This window comes from Hafnia sp. CBA7124 (assembly GCF_002355555.1).
Classification (GTDB): Bacteria; Pseudomonadota; Gammaproteobacteria; order Enterobacterales; family Enterobacteriaceae; genus Hafnia; species Hafnia alvei.
Genome location: NZ_AP017469.1, coordinates 3,045,533 through 3,063,043, shown reverse-complemented (window position 1 = coordinate 3,063,043; position 17,511 = coordinate 3,045,533). Strand labels below are relative to the sequence as shown.

Below are 17,511 nucleotides of genomic sequence, written 5' to 3'. Positions count from 1 at the left end.
AAGAAACACGCGCTAGGTAAGTCTTCATTCATACCTTTTTTACAATTATAATTCTGGTAGCTTCGAAACGCTCTAATCTAATCAGTTTGCTTTAACCTTGATGAGTGTCCATAAGAGAGCTTATTTGTAATATCCATTTACAAACGGATATTATGGGCGGTAGCGTGAGATATTAGTTTCAATAAGTTACTATTGTATATTCCAATAGTTAGTTTGAAATATAGATTGATTATGAATAATATTCAACTTAATCATAAAAAGAAGATTAATTGTGAGAACTATATGAGAAAAATTAAAATACGGAAGTTAAGAAATAAAACCAAAAAAACTCATGAAGTTGTGGCAGCAGTCCTTAAGCCAAAGAATAAATTAAAAAATCCAAAAGAAGCAAAAAGAGACGCATTCCATTTTTTTTTGGCAAAGTCAACTGATAAAGAATTTGAAAATGCACTTGATATTATCCTAAAAGATGACGAAGTTTTCAGTTTTTTAAATCAGTCAACAATGCCACCTGGTGAATTAATTACACAAGAAATTATGGGGCAGAATGATTTTAATAACAGAAGACTGTTGCGACTATTCGAATCCATTCTCTTAAGAGAACATGTTACAATTAATAAAGTAAATAAAATTCGCTCTGACATAGAAGAACTCTTTATTAAAGGATGTTTTGATGAGGTATATGTTAGATTGGATGAAGTAAATAATTTAGTTGGACTTTCTTTATGGGAGATGAATTATAGAATAGCTGTTCTAACGGCGAAAAATGAATTTAAGCTTATTGATGAATTGGTAGAAAAATGGAAAACGGATAAAATATCCGAATCTTTATACGACGTTATTAGGGTCTGTGGTTGGAAATCCCATAGTGTAGAGGCAAGTATAGCGATTGAGACTATGGTTAGGCGATCTAATAAAGAATACATTGAAGGCGGTGCTTTAAATATAGCTGCATTTTATTCCTTAATGTGTCTACAGTACCCACTTTATGACGATGTTGATCTCGGATATTCACTCAACTGGTTCCAAAAGCTGCCTTTGATTGATCTTTTTGACTCGTTGCAAAAAGTTGTCATATACAAATTAACTAAATCAAATTTTAATGATGATGATTTAGAAGGGTTTACTATACTTATCAATAAGATTGAGTCTAATATACATTTAGATCTTCTATCTAAACTTCTCAAGTTACTGCAAGGAGATATAAAAGAGCATAAAGTCATTAGCATTGATCGAGAGGTCCATGAATATACAGAGGGTAATTACAATTCACTTTTAGACCGATTAGAAGAGAATATAGAAGACATTTCGAATTTGATTACAAAAGTAAATTTGATAGCAAAGTCATATATATACACATCACGGCGGCCAAAATCATTACCTCCATTGCTTTCGAGTATAATAAATAACCTAATAGCAATATATTCATTAAAAGATTCTAATCAAGCAATCTCACAATTAATCAATTTATCAATAATTTATTCTAGTTTAGAACTTTCAGATCATATACTGATCAGTATTATGAAAGCTGCTCCATTCTATTTTGATGAAAAAAAGAAAATTGATATTATTAGCAAATCAAAATTTTTACATACATCATTGACTCCTTTAGCCTGTAATCTCGATTCGCCACCTTCTTTATACTTTGATGATTCAATAAAGAATGTAGATCCTGTCAGGAGATTGAAACTTGCAGCGATTGATGCTATTGAGAAATCTAAACAAAATGCAATCAATTTGATAAATGAATATGATAATCTCACTAAAATTCGTAAAGATGCTATTGAATTAAAAGTAGAATATTACCTAATTGAAGACGATTTTGTTAGCTTAATAGAATATGCAACCGATGAACTTATTAGTAATACCAACTCAAATATTTGTCTTCCTCTTGAGGAGATAGTTAACTTCATTGATGCGAGAAAAGTATATTCACTGAACTCGGTTATTTGCGCATATTATTATAATTTATATAGCAATAAAGATAATAGTGAGGTTATAAACGAGTTCTTTGAGGAGTTCATTATATTGCAAGGTATTGAAAGACCGAGTGAGTTACTTACTGATAATTTGAATGAGAAGGAAATAATTTTCCTTTACAATATTTCTAAAGTCGATGTTATGGATTATTTGGGGTGCTTTGATGATGACAATGATTTAAAGATTGAACGAATAAAAATATTAAACAAGCTTGTATCACTCGGGTATATTAAACAAACTGATATTGATAAAGAATGCAAGTATATAGTCGATGGAATTTTAATCGATAGTGAGGCTGCGAGATTTAATAACGCGAAAATTTTTGTTGATACAAAGCACATATTAGAAAAAAGAAAACAGGAGATAGAAGGTCTGATCGCGAGATATCATGATGATAGTGGAGTTGAAATATCCGACTCGGATATAAAATATCAGATTGAAGACAGAACGATTTTAAAAGGCGATAAGAATATCATTGTAGGTAGAATAATAAACACTCTCTTAGTTGAGTATTTTAATAATAAAGAAATTGGCCTAGATACCAACTTAAGTTCTGAAATAAGACATGGGTTCTTTAGCAATTTAATTTGCTCTTCCCCACAAAGTAAACATCTGATTACTGAATTAGATGAAAGTGGAAATTATAAGTCGAACACATATTGGCTTGAGTACTATGATATTATCAGTGAGCATATTTTAAACGATATAGATAACCTACTAGTGAAATTTAGTTCAGATTTCAATAAATTAATTGACACTGCTGAGAACTGGATGAAAACTGCTTGGGACAGAGATGAAGAAGATCGGGTTTTTTTCTTTGAAATATCGTTAGATGAATTTGCAGATGTAAAAAAAATGCTTGATGACAACAAAACTTTGGAGCAGATCTCATCAGCAATATTTGCGTTGTTCAATGACAAATTAGGCGAGTGCTTATATTTAATGAAGAGGAAACTAAATGTTATATTTGCTCCTCAGATAGATGATCTTTATGCTGAGCTTATAGAGTCTATTAATTATGTAAAAAGAGGCACTTCGATGAGTGTCCTTTTAGATGAAATTAGATTATCAAATACCGAAGTTAAAGAACATATCCGGACCGTTTGTGAATGGTTTTCATTGAAAAAAACTACGCAACTTGAAAATATAGAGCTAGAGAAATTAATACATTTAGCCGTAAAGTGTTTTCAACAAATTAATAATTGTGAAATAAATATTAAAATAAACAAAGAGTCAAATCATTATATTCCTGGATCACATTTATATGTTCTGGTTCTATGTCTGATTAATTTTCTAAATAATAGTTATAAATTTTCAAGAGATAATCTTGAAGTTATAATTAATATTTCTGGGGATGGGAACGATAAATTTAGAATAACTATATTAAATGAGATGTCAGAGCGAGCAATTGAGCTGATTAAAAATGGTCATTTTGGAAAAATCCGATCAAAACTGATGAACATGAACGATAATGATCTTTTGTTAAATAATGGCGGTTCTGGTTTATACAAATGTCTCCATGCGCTTAAAAATGTTTCAAAATATTATAGTCTACTACCAAGCTATGAAGCTAATGTGTTTAAGGTGGAAATTGCTTATGGATATTAATATTCTAGTTGTTGAAGATAATGAATTTAAAAGAAAGAGAATTGTAGAGGTTCTGCAATCAGAGTTTAAAGAAATAAATGTAACAGAATCATACTCTTTTACTTCTGCATGGAAGATGATTACAAAATACGAGTTCGATTTAATATTACTTGATATGAGTTTGCCAACTTTTGACAAAACAACTACAAATTCAGGTGGTGATTTTAGAGTGTTTGGAGGAAAAGAACTTGCAAGAAAAATGAGTAAAAGAAGTAAGCACTCAAAATTTATATTTATTACACAGTATAAAAGTTTCAGTGATAATGTTAATTCTTACTCTTATGAGTCTTTGAAGGACGAACTATTAAGTCAATATCAGAAGGGATGTATGGGATTCATTTTATATAGCAATACTAAGAGCGAATGGAGAGAGGAACTTATTGGAGCTGTAAAAGGGATGTCGAATGAAAATTCTCATAGTTGATGATAATGAAACCAGAAGAAATGAAATTAAAGATTTACTCATTCAAAATATTGGTTTGTCTGAAAACGATATTTATTTAGCTGAGAACACGCAAACAGCAAAATCGATATTACGAAATATTTGCTTTGATTTCTTAATTCTTGATGTTGTATTACCAAAGAGAGTTGAGTCGCCTCGTGCTCAATTTGGTCTCAACTTGTTAAATGAAATCAAAAATCGACCAACATTAAAAAAGCCAGGTAAAATAGTTGGAATAACAGCTCATTTTGACGACATTGAAACTTTTCGCCGTCAGTTTGAACAGCATTGTGAAGTTCTAATCGAAGCTTCGAATCGTAACACGGAATGGAAAGGAATTTTACTAAAAGCAATTGAATTTGAATCAACTCGTCGAGTGTCCAATTACACAAGTGAAAATAAAATTTTATGTATTACAGTTCATGGAATAAGAACAAAAGGCTCATGGCAGGAAAGATTAAAAAAAATAGTTGAATCAAAAGTTAATACTGTAGAGTTTCATTCTTATAAGTACGGTTATTTTACTGTTATTTCATTTTTTATTCCATTCTTGAGAAAAGTTAAGCTAAAACATTTCGCAAAGGAGTTGATTAGCATTAGGGATAGGAACAATGAAAACAAAGAAATGATGTTTTTTTGCCATAGTTTTGGCACTTATATTGTAGTTAAAGGTATAAATGATTACTTGCTAAAAAAGGGAGAGAAAATAAATATTAAACTCATAGTTCTTGCGGGGAGTGTTTTACCTTCAAATTTTGATTTTCAAATGATTTTAGACAAAACCAATGCAAGGGTTGTTAACGATTGCGGTTCTGATGATCGTATTCTTTTTTTGTCAGAGGCTTTAGTACCTAATACGGGAATGGCTGGAAGAATTGGATTTTACGGTCTAAATAACAATCGTTTCGTTAATCGATACTACAAAGGAGGGCACAGTCATTACTTTGAACAGAATGATAAGTTTATGGAGAGGTCTTGGTTGCCTCTAATTGGTAATCCCGAGTCAATTGACATCATAGATAATAGAGAAGATGATTCATTACTAAATGTGTTTTTTGAAAAGAGCATATCTATTTTTGGGAAGGTAAAAGAATTAGTTTACTTATTAGTTTTTGTTTGTTTTTTGTATTTTGTATACAAATCGTAGATCAAAGAACTAACGTATTTGTCACTGACTATGTACATAGTGTATTACGCTGATTATAATTCTATCAAGAAAAGGAGGCGTTATGACTATTTATGCATACACACGTGTTTCAAAGGCTGAAAGCGATAGTGGAACAACTGATAACCAAATAAACTTGATTAGAGATAAAGTAAATCCAGACAAAATATTTTCTGATGTAAATATATCTGGTTCGCTTCCGTTTTCAAAGAGACCAAACGGAAGTAAACTATTAGGGTGCGTTAAAGCAGGCGATATTATTATTATTGCTAAACTAGATAGAGGTTTTAGAGATACAGCTGATTGTTTGAGTACTGTTAAGTTTCTTCAAGCACATAAAGTTTCATTATCTATACTCGATATTTCTTTGGATGTCTCAACTCCTATCGGAGAAATGGTTTTGACCATCATGGCTTCAGTTGCGACTTTTGAGCGCAAACGGATCGCAGAACGTATAAAAGATGGATTTGCCAATGGACGCCAGCATGGAAAAAAATACGGTTATAAATTGGAAGCAGTACAACGCTCTGTAGCTATAAGGTCGTCTAAACGACGCCAGGAAGCTTTAGAACGTTATGAAATGATTCGTACCAATCTGAGTAAGTTAATCGTTCAGAACGCTACTGAGGCTCAAATGTTATCTCATTTGAAAATGTTAGGACAACCTGTATCTCGCACAACGTTACGTAACGCTCTTGGAAAATAGCTGGTAGCTATACAAAACTTATTGTTCGAATTTTGTTCAATTGGTCTCATTAAAGTTGTGGTATCGTAAGTATAGTGTCTTTACAACCACTACATCTGGTCTGCTAATAATTGAAACATTAGTTATTTGCTTTAAAAAATGAGTGTTATAATGGTTCTACAGGTTTTCTGTTAGTCCTTACTACTAACTAAGTCTGAGAAGATAGAATGCGGCTTTGCCGCTGCATCGAAGATGCATAATAGTCATTGATTAATGCATTAGTTATTTGCTTTAAAAAATGAGTGTTATAATGGTTCTACAGGTTTTCTATTAGTCCTTACTACTAACTAAGTCTGAGAAGATAGAATGCGGCTTTGCCGCTGCATCGAAGATGCATAATAGTTATTGATTAATGCATTAGTTATTTGCTTTAAAAAATGAGTGTTATAATGGTTCTACAGGTTTTCTGTTAGTCCTTACTACTAACTAAGTCTGAGAAGATAGAATGCGGCTTTGCCGCTGCATCGAAGATGCATAATAGATTCGACCATGTAAAATTTTACAGATCGTATCTATTATGATTGTGGTGTTAACGAAACGGTTTATTTTATTTACAGTTACTTACCGTTCCACTAGCAATGACCTCCCGACTATTCATCATTGAAATCTCACCTTTACCAGTACGGCTGTCGAACCAGACTGTTGTACTACCAGTATTTTCTTCTTCATGGTAGGTATGCTGTGTTCCTTTTTGTGAATGTTCACCAACCAAATTTAACTTAGTACGAGTTATTTTACCTGTTTTTTCATTCGTTACGCTAGCGAAACAAGTCGGTGTGTTATTAGCTTTATGTATTTCATGCGGTGGAGAAAATCGATCTCGCATTTGATTTCCGAAGTTAGTGAGTTCTTCCATATTGACTGAATATGCAGAAGCACCAAACGAGAATACTAATAATGAAGCTATAACTAATCTTTTCATTTACAATTTCCTGTTAAATAAGATAAAACCTCATTGGTTTTGTTTTCTGTCATTATCATTGTTGCTGACAGCGTTCGGCGATCTACTTCAAGTTTAAATGTATACCCATTGTCATCTGATTTGTAGATGAAGTATTTTTCATCATCAGAGACAATACGATTTTTAAATTTTTTTGTATCAGTTACACCACTGCCATATTGTTTATACGAACATTCAAAGTCTGGTATTGGTTCTTTCTTACAACCAGTGAGCATTACGACGAAGGAAAATAAAGCAAGAGGTAAAATAGATTTTTTTAACATTTTTAGCCTTACTTATGTTTTGTTTGTTGGAATCTAGTTTTGATTTTTCTGTGGTCTCACGTTCATCATCTACGCTTCTTGTCCCTGACCACGTAGATTTTGTATGTACAATCTTTAGTCTCCTAAGAGTGCTGTGTTAAGGATTTGTCTACCGAGTAACTGGTGTTAGTTGATAGACAAATGGTTTAGGAGCAGTTTTTACTGCTTGATGTATACAATACTAAGTATTACTTAGTATTGTATACATTGGAAACTAAGGATTACATAGCTAAACTAGATGTCTTTCACCGTGCTGTTTGTCGAAGAATGATAGATTAGAAAGACTTAGAATAACTATAATTCCTTTTAAATCAATTTGTTAATAAAAAATACTCGTAGTAGGCAAGCAAAACAAACGAAGTAATCATAAGGCTATGGGGCCATGCTAGATAATCGTTTTAATAGATCGGTATCCAACAATCGATCGGCTAAATCGATCATGAATTTTGCAGCAATGTTGTACTTTCACTGTTGATGCAATGCTCAAAACTGAATTTACTAAGTAATGCTTAGTAAATTAACAGTGTTAAACTAAGAAAATCTTAGCCAAAGACGTTGGCTGAGGTTTATATGCTTACAAAAAGGTTGAAAGAAGCTCGGCTTAGAGCAGGGCTTACGCAAGAAAAACTTGGTGTACTTGCTGGTATTGATGAGGCTTCAGCCAGTGCACGGATGAACCAATATGAGAGAGGAAAACACACTCCAGATTTTGATATGGCATGCAAACTTGCCAAAATATTGAAAGTGCCTGTTTCTTTTTTGTACACACCTGAAGATGACTTGTCTCAATTTATACTTTTGTTTGGTTCGTTGAGTGAGTCTGATAAAAGGGCCATATTAGCCCAACATTGTTGAAATAGAATTATAATATGTTCTTTAACTTGATTGTTGCAACTTATGTTAAAGGGACCTTATGGTCCCTTTGAATTAAATGTTATCTAGTAAATCATTAAGTTCAGCATCAAGGTCTTTTATGCGTGAAGTGAATTTAAAACTTTCCATTGATCTTGCTTCATTCCCGGCGAAGTATTCCTTTTCTGAGTTTGGTTTGGCATTCCAGTCATTAATCTGTTCAATGGTTATTTTGTTATTCTCAGTACAGAATACTTTGAACATAGTACTATCCAAATGTTTTTTATCTTCTTCAAGATCGTAATATCCAGCTTCATCGATAAAGAAAAAATGAGGTATAAAATTTTTCTTATTAGCGTTTTTAAATGCTAAAACTGACTCTTTCCAGTCGCCTTTATCATCCTTCCAATCAGAACGAATAAGAAGGCATGGGCATCCTTTTTCACAATCATGTTCATTTAAATAATAATCATTACTCATTTTTATTCCCTTCTTTAGGTTTTTATACTAACTCTATGTCGCTTTAGTTTCTGACTTCAACAATATCTCACCATTATTGACTAGAAAATTCCGTTTCTGCCCATCTGTTGTATAACTTTTTAAGTAAACACAAAAAATGACATTAATTTTTCAAATTGTATTCTCTTGATAACTTCAATAGGCTCAGATTTATTTAATTTTTTGAATGAATGTTTTTTCTGTTGAATGATTTTATAACTATTATTTATATCTACTATTATTAATGAAAATAAATTAAATTTCAATAAATCATACTTCTTCGATTTGTGATTTAGAGAGTTCAACTAATTTTTTAGTATCAGAGATGAAGCTCATTTTTTCACCATCCCAAATGAAGCTCTGGGTGTGTTTGTTTCTGTACATGACTTTTATTCTCCATCTTTTACCAATGTTAAATACAATAATCTTTTCGATTACTCGTTTAAGCATCATGTTCAGTTCTTGGGGATCTTTAATTTCCTGCAATAAGTTAAAGTCAAATGCACGTTCTGAGATAATCATCTTGTTCTGTTGCTTAATTTTACCCTCGAGTTCCTGTAGTTTTTCCTCAAGATTGTTAATCGTTTGAATTACACTAATTGGAATTTTGGATAACTTAAGAAGCATTTCGTTTAGCTGCTGAATCTTTGCTTTCACAGAGTTACATTCTAAGAGTAATGTCTCATCAATACTGGTTTTTTTTTCAAGCTTGAGTTCCTTCATTATCTTGTAAAGTGCTATTTCTATATTTTTAAAACTTTTAGTCACGTTGCATTTTCCATCACATGCATTAGCGCAAACGTGATATTGATACGTTTTCCCCGAAACGAATTGGAATTTCCTTACAAGGGCCCCTCCGCATTCATGCTTTAATATTCCAGTAAAAGTGTTATGTTCAGATTTATATCCAGGTTTATTATGTTTCTGATCAGACTGTAGAAGAATAAACTCTTCTTTGCTGATGAGAGCAGGATAGTAATTTTCTACTATATCAAGTAGAATAACCTTCCGATCTTTAGTTGTCTCTGATGTCTGATATGCACCATAAATAGCAACTGAATTTATTGTTTTACCAATAGTTGTATGATTCCAGCCGGCAGAACGTAATGGTTTATGACCTTCGATGTTTAGTGTTTTTGCAATTTTATTAGTTCCAAACCCTTTTCGGCGTAATTCAATAATTCTTTTGGCTGTCTCAACCCTATTACTAAAAATATAATTATTTTCTTTTCGCTCTAACCAGAATGGCAATGCTTTCTTGATAATCTCACCATTCAATGCTCGTTGTCGCTGCTGTCCTTTGGTCTCGCGTAAACGCTGAGATTTTTTTTCGGATTCTTTATGAGCAAGGTCTGCCGCAAGAGCTATCCTGATGACACTTACGAGATCGTTGCTTGATTCCCTGTTTAGTAATAGGCCATCGGCAAGTGAAGCGATGAAGATGTTGTTTTGCAGAATCGATTTTATGATCTGCTGAGTAACGTCGATGCCTCTTCGGCTCAGACGATCCAAAGATTCTATGATGATAGTCGAACCTTGCTCAATCTGACCCTTCTCGATTGCTTCGAGCATATCTCCAAGCGAAGGTCTATTGCCCTCTTTGAATGCTGAGATTCCGAGGTCTTGAAAGTTCTTATCTGATACAATTAAATTATTAGCATGTGCATACTGTTCAGCAAGTTCTGTTTGGCGTCTTATTGAGTCGCCTTGCTCTTGCTTCTTTGATGAAAATCTTATGTAAGAGTATGCTTTTCCGTTTTGTTTCATATACACCTCAGTAACTTACAAGAGAGTACCAATTTTGCTTCTTTGCAACAATATCACGATGCAGTTCGGCAGTAAGCCGTTGTTTGAAAACATTTCTGTCAAATTTGGTGGCGGAAATCGCTATGGTCTTATCGGGGCAAACGGCTGCGGTAAATCCACGCTGATGAAAATCCTCGGCGGCGATTTAGTGCCAAGCGGCGGTAACGTGTTCCTCGATCCGAACGAACGTTTGGGTAAACTGCGTCAGGATCAGTTCGCATTCGAAAACTATACCGTTATCGATACCGTTATCATGGGCCACACTGAACTGTGGGACGTGAAGGCCGAACGCGATCGCATCTATGCGCTGCCAGAAATGACGGAAGAAGAAGGCTATAAAGTGGCCGATCTAGAAGTCGTATATGGCGAGATGGATGGATACAGCGCCGAGTCGCGTGCGGGCGAGTTATTGCTGGGCGTGGGTATTCCCGTTGAGCAACACTATGGCCTGATGAGTGAAATTGCACCAGGTTGGAAACTGCGTGTTTTACTGGCGCAGGCGCTGTTCTCGAACCCAGACATTCTGCTGCTCGACGAACCAACCAACAACTTGGACATCGACACCATTCGTTGGCTGGAAACCGTGCTGAACGAACGCAACAGCACCATGATTATCATTTCCCATGACCGTCACTTCCTGAATATGGTGTGTACGCACATGGCTGACTTGGATTACGGCGAGCTGCGCGTTTATCCGGGCAACTACGACGAATACATGACGGCGGCAACGCAGGCGCGCGAGCGTTTGATGTCTGATAACGCGAAAAAGAAAGCACAGATTTCTGAACTGCAGTCGTTTGTTAGCCGCTTTAGTGCGAACGCCTCGAAATCTAAGCAGGCAACTTCGCGTGCTCGCCAGATTGATAAAATTAAGCTGGACGAAGTTAAAGCCTCTAGCCGCCAGAACCCATTCATTCGCTTCGAACAGGATAAAAAACTGTTCCGTAACGCATTGGAAATTGATGGTTTAAGCAAAGGCTTTGATAATGGCCCGCTGTTCAAAAACCTGCGTATGTTGCTGGAAGTGGGCGACAAGCTAGCCGTTCTTGGTACCAACGGCGTGGGTAAAACTACGCTGCTGAAAACCTTAGTGGGCGAGCTTGAGCCAGATAGCGGTTTTGCTAAATGGTCTGAAAACGCCAACATCGGTTACTACGCACAGGATCATGAAAGCGAATTTGCTGAAGATTTAACCCTGTTTGATTGGATGAGCCAGTGGAAACAGCCAAGCGACGACGAGCAGGTTGTTCGCGGCTATCTTGGCCGTTTGCTGTTCAGCCAAGACGATATTAAAAAGTCGGTCAAAGTGCTGTCCGGTGGTGAAAAGGGTCGTATGCTGTTTGGTAAGCTGATGATGCAGCGTCCAAATATCTTGGTTATGGATGAACCAACGAACCACATGGATATGGAATCTATCGAAGCGCTCAACATGGCGCTGGAAATGTACGAAGGCACATTGGTCTTCGTCTCCCATGACCGTGAATTTGTTAGTTCACTGGCGACGCGTATTTTAGAAATTACGCCAACCAAGACGATTGATTTCTCTGGTAACTATGAAGATTATCTGCGCAGCCAAGGCGCTGAATAATTATTCATAAATTATCCTAGCTGAATTAATCAGGCTGTTCCGTTTACGGAATAGCCTTTTTTTATGTCTAAACATCACATATTCATTTATTCGGAGTTTTCTTTTGAAATATAAAATATGACTACATCAGCAACGTGAATTAATCAGAATTGACCTATAATGTTTTTTGCCACGCTATGCTAACGTAGTGACATTAATATCATTATCTGTATGTAGGGACATATTATGAACAAGGTTTCAGCCGTATTGGCTAGCTTATTATTGGCTTCTTCTGCCGGTGCTATCGCGGCTACCGCGGGTGCAAATGACGATCTCAGCAAACAGCCACTGGAAAAAGTTGCACCTTATCCGCAAGCGGAAAAAGGCATGAGCCGTCAGGTCATTTATTTACCGAAGCAAGAAAATGAAAATGACTTCAAAGTTGAGTTGCTGATTGGCAAAACAATGGATGTAGACTGCAATCGCCATATGATGGGCGGCAAACTGGAAAGCAAAACGCTGTCTGGTTGGGGTTATGACTACTTAGTGATGGAAAAAATTTCAGAGCCTGCATCAACCATGATGGCTTGCCCTGATAACACCAAGCACAGCCAGTTTGTTACGGCAAACTTGGGTGATTCCGCCATGCAGCGTTATAACAGCCGTTTGCCAATCGTAGTCTATGTGCCGCAGGGTGTTGATGTGAAATATCGTGTATGGCAGGCAGACACTAAGATTCAAGATTCTGTCAAAAAATAACGACGCATAACACGTTATTGAATCATGAATAGCAGCGAGGAGGGTGTTTCTCCTCGCTCTAATAAACACTCGCTCTGATAAACATGAGGTGAGATTAAGATAAATTTTTTGATCCTATAGGAATTATCACTCATTTTAATTCTCATACATGGAGGATGGAGCCTGTCTGAATACCCCCGGTGAAGTCCCAAAGCGTCGCTTGAAGGCGCGGGTAAAGGTCTGCTGGCTTTCAAAACCATATTGCAGTGTTATATCCATAATTTTCTTATCCGTCCGTTTTAATTCTGCTGCGGCGCGCATCAATCGGCGATGGCGAACATAAGACGCTAAGTTATCGCCTGTCACCTCTTTAAATAATCGCTGTAGATACCATTTCGAATATCCCGCCCGCTTCGCAATATCATCAATCACGATACGTTTATCTAAATTCTGTTCTATCCATTCAGACAGTGTTTCTACCAGTTGCTGATGTTGTCCTTTAGTACTCAATCTGGTCACCTTAGTCTGTGGCTTGGCACAAACAAAAAAGATAATTTCACGAGTAATGATACTACTGGACCTAAAAATAAAGAGAATAGCTCGCATATAAGAATAAATATTTTTTTGTAAAGTTATCTCAATAAAAAAATATGAAATATACACTTGGTAAAAACTTGTGTGGATAACAAACAAGAAAGGAAAAATTATGGAGTTTGTAAGGGAGGCGATGAATTTTCTTGATCTTTAACTGTTTTGCGTAATAAGCAAACAATGACTTTATTAAATATCTGCAAGAGAAACTCTAACACGCAAAAAAGGCTCCTGAAAAGGAGCCTTTTGCTTCAAGCCGTGTTGTATTAAGCAGAAGTCGCAAGTTTGGTAGCAAATCCGAGGAATAAAAGACCCACCATCGAATTACCCAGTTTGGCGAGGCGTTTCTTTTCGCTCAGGAAATGCGCTAGCGCAGCGCCGGAAAAGATCAACAGCGTCATATAGCAGAAGCTAATCATTTCTAAAATGACCGCTAAAATTGCAAAGGAAATGCCGCTATGTGCATAGTTCATATCGATGAACTGTACGAAGAACGATACGTAAAACAGGATCGCCTTAGGGTTGGTTAAGCTCAGCGTTAACGCTTTACGAAAAACATGCTCAGGTTCTTCGTGCGCTGAGCTCTGGCTTTGACCTTTTTTAGACAGCGTGCTGTACAGGATTTTCAGCCCAAGATAGAGCAGATAGAGCGCGCCGAGCATTTTCACCAGCGAAAACAAAAATGGGGAAGAGCGGATCAGCGACGCAATGCCGATATAGGCACAAAAGATCAAAACCGCATCACCGATAAAGACCGCTAGCGCGGCTTTGTAACCTTCTTTAACGCCGCGCGTAATACCAGTTTTGAGTACAAACAGCGTATTTGGCCCCGGTACCATAATGATGAAAATCGCACCGAGAACGTACGTCCAGATATTGAGTACACCATAGCTCTCAAACACAACAACCTCACCTTTAATTCACGCTATTAATAAGTTGCGAATACCGGGCTCATCGCCCCAAAAATCGATGGCGTATTGTACTCTTTTAAAAGGATTTTGGCAGTATAGTGTGATCTGTATAACATTTAGTCACTGGAAGATAAAATGCGCAGCGGCAGCGTTTTGTTACAGGCGCTATTTGAACGATAAGTGCGATTTAACTAAGAGATTTTTAATGGAGCCGATTTTAAGACAATCTCTCTCTAAGCCTATTTGCTGGCATGCTATATTTTTAGCCTATGCTCTATGCACGAGTGTTCAAATTTGATTTCTCAGGCCACCATCCTTCCAAGGTGATTCAGTGAGTAATATTTGTGATGAGCAGTGAACAATTAGTTAATTCTCGTTTAGCTCGGCTTATCCAACCGCTATGCGATCGCCATCCTGAGTTGAGCGGTGTTTATCCCTTAGAAGAGGGCAATGACGCTTTCGCTGCAAGATATTTACTCACCAACATGGCTGAGAAAACGCTGGATGTGCAGTATTACATCTGGCACAACGATCTCTCGGGTCGACTGCTGTTCAGTGCATTATTTCGCGCCGCCGAGCGTGGGGTAAAGGTTCGTTTATTGCTGGATGACAACAACACCGGCGGTTTGGATGAATCACTGCGTCGTCTCAACGCGCATCCCAATATCAGCGTAAAACTTTTTAACCCCTTCCAACTACGGCGCATGCGTTGTCTATGCTACTTAACCGATTTTAAAAGGCTTAATCGGCGTATGCACAACAAAAGCATGACGTTTGATCGTCAGGCGACCATCGTCGGTGGGCGCAATGTGGGGGATGAGTATTTCGGTATTGGTGAGCAGCCGCTTTTTTCTGATTTAGACGTGTTGGCCGTCGGCAACGTGGTTGCGGATGTTTGTCAGGATTTCGAGCGTTATTGGACTTCAGCGTGTGTATCTCCGGCAGAAGACGTTCTTGGTAAAGCGTCGGAAAAACGCTTTCTGCATGGCCTAACGATTGAAGAGGTTGGCGGTAGAGCGCGAGCCAAAGAATATTTAAAGCGTCTGCGTGATAAATTTCTAGCGCGTAAAATGGAGAACAATGAGCTGCCGTTGACGTGGGCAAAGGTGCAGTTGTTCAGCGATGATCCGCTTAAAGGGCGCGGAGAGCTGGCGACGAAAGCGCTTATGGCATCACGCCTATTTAAGATGATTGGTGAGCCAAAAGTGAGCATGGATATCATCTCAGCCTATTTTGTCCCTACCCGTACCGGTGTGTCACAGCTGATTTATTTAGCGCGGCAGGGGGTGAAAATGACGGTACTCACCAATTCTCTTGCGGCAAACGATGTGGCCATTGTGCATGCGGGCTACGCCAAATGGCGAAAAACCCTGCTGCGTTGCGGTATTGAATTGTTTGAAATGAAAGCCAATGAAACCGAGCGGCCTGCAAGGAAAGAGCGCTTACGCGATCGGGGCTTAACCGGGCACTCTGGTTCCAGCCTGCATGCCAAAACTTTTGCGGTTGACGGGCGACTAGTCTTTATTGGTTCATTTAATTTCGACCCGCGCTCGGCTCGGTTAAATACCGAGATGGGATTTGTGATAGAAAGTGAATCGCTGGCTTCGTCCACTCATCAGCGATTTATTGCTAGCCTGCATGATAAAGCATTTCAGTTAGTGCTTGCCCCGCGGCGAAAAATTAATTGGATAGAGTACGAAAATGATGAAAAAGAAATTCATCATAAAGAGCCTGATAGCCCGCTATACAAACGTATTTTAGCCAGAATCGCATATTATTTGCCGATTGAGTGGCTGCTATAATTACGGTTAGCGCCATGTGTCACTGAACGCATGGCGCTAAATATCATTATGTCAGGTCAACGTTTTTGCAGCCAAACAGTAGCGTCAGAATAAACCCAGCAGCATACGAGATGGCAACGCCTGCAACATAAACCAGCATACCGGCATAGATGCCTTGCGATGAAGTGATCAGCGGTATGGAAACCAAACCAGACGGACCAAATACGGTATTCAAACCAATAGGTAGTCCCATATAAGCCACCAGTCCGATAAAGAACCCGCCTACGGCACCACCAAAACAGGCGGTAATAAACGGTTTTAAGCGGGGCAGCGTGACACCATAAATCAGCGGCTCGCCAATTCCGAGTAATCCGGGAAATATGGCACCCTTAATTTGCATACGTAGGGTCGAGCCCGGCTTGGCTCTTAAGTATAACGCTAACGCAGCACCAACCTGCCCGCCACCGGCCATTGCCAGGATAGGGAACAAGGAGTTAAATCCTTGTGCATCCATCAAAGCAAAATAAACCGGTACAAATCCCTGATGAATACCAAATACCACCGCAATCAGGAACAGCCCCGCCAATAATGCGGTGCCGAATGGGTTACCGTTTAAATGCAGAAACAGCCAAGACATACCCTTAAAGAGTTCGACGCCGATTGGCATGATAACCACATAGGTTATGGCACCGGTGATGAGTAGCGTAATGGAGGAGGTGAGGATCATATCCAAGTTATCAGGGATAACCTTGCGTACTTTTCGCTCAATCCACGCGCCGAGCATACAGGCCAGCAGCACACCGATGATATTGCCCCTTGGGTCTATCACTAAACCGAAGAAGTTATCGATCCCTGCGTAGTAGCCCACGGTTCCTTCTGCGCTGTAACGCAGAATAAACAACGACGCGATAATGGCACCATTCACGCCGGTTCCGCCAAAGGCTTTTTGGGTGTTGAAGCCGATGAGGATACTCAGGAAGGTAAATAAGCCCACGCTGAAGGTTTTCATATAGCCAATCAGGCTAGTGAGCCAAATCGGCGCGATTTCACCGTCGAGTATTAATGTTTGCTGGAGCAGCGTCGCGATGCCGAGTAGCAGACCCGCAGCGATAAAGCCGGGAATGAGCGGGGTGAAGATCGTCGCGAATTTTGTCAGAAAGCTGTGAAAGGCGTTATTTTGCTTACTCTTGAGCTGCTTTTTATTTTCCGCCGCAAGGGCATTCAAATCAGTTTCTGGCGTGCTGCTATCGGCTGGTGATTGTGACGAAGATTGGCTAAGGCTCACATTCATCATTTCACTGGCGGTTTGCGCCTTGCCAGGCCCCAGTACAATTTGCAGCTGGTCGTTGCCTTCAATAACACCCATGACCCCAGCGATCTTTTTTAGCTCGGCGTGATTAACGCGAGATCGCTCGACTAAGGTAAGGCGTAGCCGCGTCATGCAATGCCCGCATAGGGTGATATTGTTATTACCGCCAACGTTCGCCAAAATTTGCGCGATGGTGGCATCCGTTATTTTAGCCAT

General features: G+C 38.1%; 15 protein-coding genes. 8 read left to right on the top strand and 7 right to left on the bottom strand.

Annotated elements, in window-relative coordinates; translation table 11 throughout:
• The first annotated feature begins 231 nt into the window (after positions 1-231).
• The 4 genes from CPY98_RS14140 to CPY98_RS14125 all read left to right on the top strand — a co-directional run bounded on the left by CPY98_RS14140 (position 232) and on the right by CPY98_RS14125 (position 5,940).
• Positions 232-3,588: a hypothetical protein gene (locus tag CPY98_RS14140; RefSeq protein WP_096388153.1), complete on the top strand. Its 3,357-nt coding sequence runs from the start codon at positions 232-234 to the stop codon at positions 3,586-3,588.
• A complete protein-coding gene (locus CPY98_RS14135; RefSeq protein ID WP_096388150.1) occupies positions 3,578-4,051 on the top strand; it encodes a response regulator in 474 nt (157 codons plus the stop codon). The genes CPY98_RS14140 and CPY98_RS14135 overlap by 11 nt, the downstream gene beginning before the upstream one ends.
• Positions 4,032-5,216 carry a response regulator gene (locus CPY98_RS14130; RefSeq protein ID WP_096388149.1) on the top strand — a complete coding sequence of 395 codons (1,185 nt, stop codon included), beginning with the start codon at positions 4,032-4,034 and terminating at the stop codon, positions 5,214-5,216. The genes CPY98_RS14135 and CPY98_RS14130 overlap by 20 nt, the downstream gene beginning before the upstream one ends.
• 82 nt (positions 5,217-5,298) lie before the next feature.
• On the top strand, positions 5,299-5,940 hold the full coding sequence (locus CPY98_RS14125; protein ID WP_096388147.1) for a recombinase family protein: 642 nt from the start codon (positions 5,299-5,301) through the stop codon (positions 5,938-5,940).
• A 586-nt stretch (positions 5,941-6,526) separates the two neighbouring features.
• Here the strand turns inward: CPY98_RS14125 and CPY98_RS14120 are convergent.
• Together CPY98_RS14120 and CPY98_RS14115 are read right to left on the bottom strand one after the other, a co-directional pair.
• Complete coding sequence (locus tag CPY98_RS14120; RefSeq protein ID WP_096388145.1) at positions 6,527-6,901, bottom strand: hypothetical protein; 375 nt, start codon at positions 6,899-6,901, stop codon at positions 6,527-6,529.
• Positions 6,898-7,203, bottom strand: a complete 306-nt coding sequence (locus CPY98_RS14115; protein ID WP_096388143.1) for a hypothetical protein — start codon at positions 7,201-7,203, stop codon at positions 6,898-6,900. The genes CPY98_RS14120 and CPY98_RS14115 overlap by 4 nt, the downstream gene beginning before the upstream one ends.
• A gap of 609 nt (positions 7,204-7,812) precedes the next feature.
• Here CPY98_RS14115 and CPY98_RS14110 point away from each other — a divergent pair.
• Entirely contained in the window at positions 7,813-8,097 is a 285-nt protein-coding gene (locus tag CPY98_RS14110) for a helix-turn-helix transcriptional regulator (protein ID WP_096388141.1), read from the top strand.
• Between the two features lie 72 nt (positions 8,098-8,169).
• Here CPY98_RS14110 and CPY98_RS14105 read toward each other — a convergent pair whose 3' ends face one another.
• Together CPY98_RS14105 and CPY98_RS14100 are read right to left on the bottom strand one after the other, a co-directional pair.
• Entirely contained in the window at positions 8,170-8,574 is a 405-nt protein-coding gene (locus CPY98_RS14105) for a hypothetical protein (protein ID WP_096388139.1), read from the bottom strand.
• A 288-nt stretch (positions 8,575-8,862) separates the two neighbouring features.
• Positions 8,863-10,359 (bottom strand): recombinase family protein, encoded by a 1,497-nt coding sequence (locus tag CPY98_RS14100; protein ID WP_096388137.1) that lies wholly within the window; start codon positions 10,357-10,359, stop codon positions 8,863-8,865.
• A gap of 34 nt (positions 10,360-10,393) precedes the next feature.
• Between CPY98_RS14100 and CPY98_RS14095 the strand changes: the two genes are divergently transcribed.
• A complete protein-coding gene (locus tag CPY98_RS14095; protein ID WP_096388135.1) occupies positions 10,394-11,986 on the top strand; it encodes an ABC-F family ATPase in 1,593 nt (530 codons plus the stop codon).
• Between the two features lie 225 nt (positions 11,987-12,211).
• Positions 12,212-12,724 carry a serine protease inhibitor ecotin gene (gene eco / locus CPY98_RS14090; protein WP_025797571.1) on the top strand — a complete coding sequence of 171 codons (513 nt, stop codon included), beginning with the start codon at positions 12,212-12,214 and terminating at the stop codon, positions 12,722-12,724.
• 135 nt (positions 12,725-12,859) lie between these two features.
• Here the strand turns inward: eco and CPY98_RS14085 are convergent, their stop codons facing one another.
• Positions 12,860-13,213 carry a helix-turn-helix domain-containing protein gene (locus CPY98_RS14085; RefSeq protein WP_025797573.1) on the bottom strand — a complete coding sequence of 118 codons (354 nt, stop codon included), beginning with the start codon at positions 13,211-13,213 and terminating at the stop codon, positions 12,860-12,862.
• Between the two features lie 347 nt (positions 13,214-13,560).
• Complete coding sequence (leuE, locus tag CPY98_RS14080; protein ID WP_025797575.1) at positions 13,561-14,196, bottom strand: leucine efflux protein LeuE; 636 nt, start codon at positions 14,194-14,196, stop codon at positions 13,561-13,563.
• A 356-nt stretch (positions 14,197-14,552) separates the two neighbouring features.
• On the opposite strand from leuE, the gene CPY98_RS14075 reads away from it, so the two are divergent.
• On the top strand, positions 14,553-16,007 hold the full coding sequence (locus CPY98_RS14075) for a phospholipase D family protein (protein ID WP_046360610.1): 1,455 nt from the start codon (positions 14,553-14,555) through the stop codon (positions 16,005-16,007).
• Positions 16,008-16,053: 46 nt separating this feature from the next.
• Here CPY98_RS14075 and murP read toward each other — a convergent pair whose 3' ends face one another.
• Positions 16,054-17,511, bottom strand: a complete 1,458-nt coding sequence (murP, locus tag CPY98_RS14070; RefSeq protein WP_096388133.1) for a PTS N-acetylmuramic acid transporter subunit IIBC — start codon at positions 17,509-17,511, stop codon at positions 16,054-16,056.

Excerpts from the sequence above, each read along its gene's own strand:
- CPY98_RS14130 (WP_096388149.1), top strand. The coding sequence starts at position 4,032 with ATGAAAATTCTCATAGTTGATGATAATGAAACCAGAAGAAATGAAATT.
- CPY98_RS14115 (WP_096388143.1), bottom strand. The coding sequence starts at position 7,203 with ATGTTAAAAAAATCTATTTTACCTCTTGCTTTATTTTCCTTCGTCGTA.
- CPY98_RS14110 (WP_096388141.1), top strand. The coding sequence starts at position 7,813 with ATGCTTACAAAAAGGTTGAAAGAAGCTCGGCTTAGAGCAGGGCTTACG.
- CPY98_RS14105 (WP_096388139.1), bottom strand. The coding sequence starts at position 8,574 with ATGAGTAATGATTATTATTTAAATGAACATGATTGTGAAAAAGGATGC.
- CPY98_RS14140 (WP_096388153.1), top strand. The coding sequence starts at position 232 with ATGAATAATATTCAACTTAATCATAAAAAGAAGATTAATTGTGAGAAC.
- eco (WP_025797571.1), top strand. The coding sequence starts at position 12,212 with ATGAACAAGGTTTCAGCCGTATTGGCTAGCTTATTATTGGCTTCTTCT.
- CPY98_RS14125 (WP_096388147.1), top strand. The coding sequence starts at position 5,299 with ATGACTATTTATGCATACACACGTGTTTCAAAGGCTGAAAGCGATAGT.
- CPY98_RS14100 (WP_096388137.1), bottom strand. The coding sequence starts at position 10,359 with ATGAAACAAAACGGAAAAGCATACTCTTACATAAGATTTTCATCAAAG.
- CPY98_RS14135 (WP_096388150.1), top strand. The coding sequence starts at position 3,578 with ATGGATATTAATATTCTAGTTGTTGAAGATAATGAATTTAAAAGAAAG.
- CPY98_RS14120 (WP_096388145.1), bottom strand. The coding sequence starts at position 6,901 with ATGAAAAGATTAGTTATAGCTTCATTATTAGTATTCTCGTTTGGTGCT.
- murP (WP_096388133.1), bottom strand. The coding sequence starts at position 17,511 with ATGGCTAAAATAACGGATGCCACCATCGCGCAAATTTTGGCGAACGTT.
- CPY98_RS14075 (WP_046360610.1), top strand. The coding sequence starts at position 14,553 with ATGAGCAGTGAACAATTAGTTAATTCTCGTTTAGCTCGGCTTATCCAA.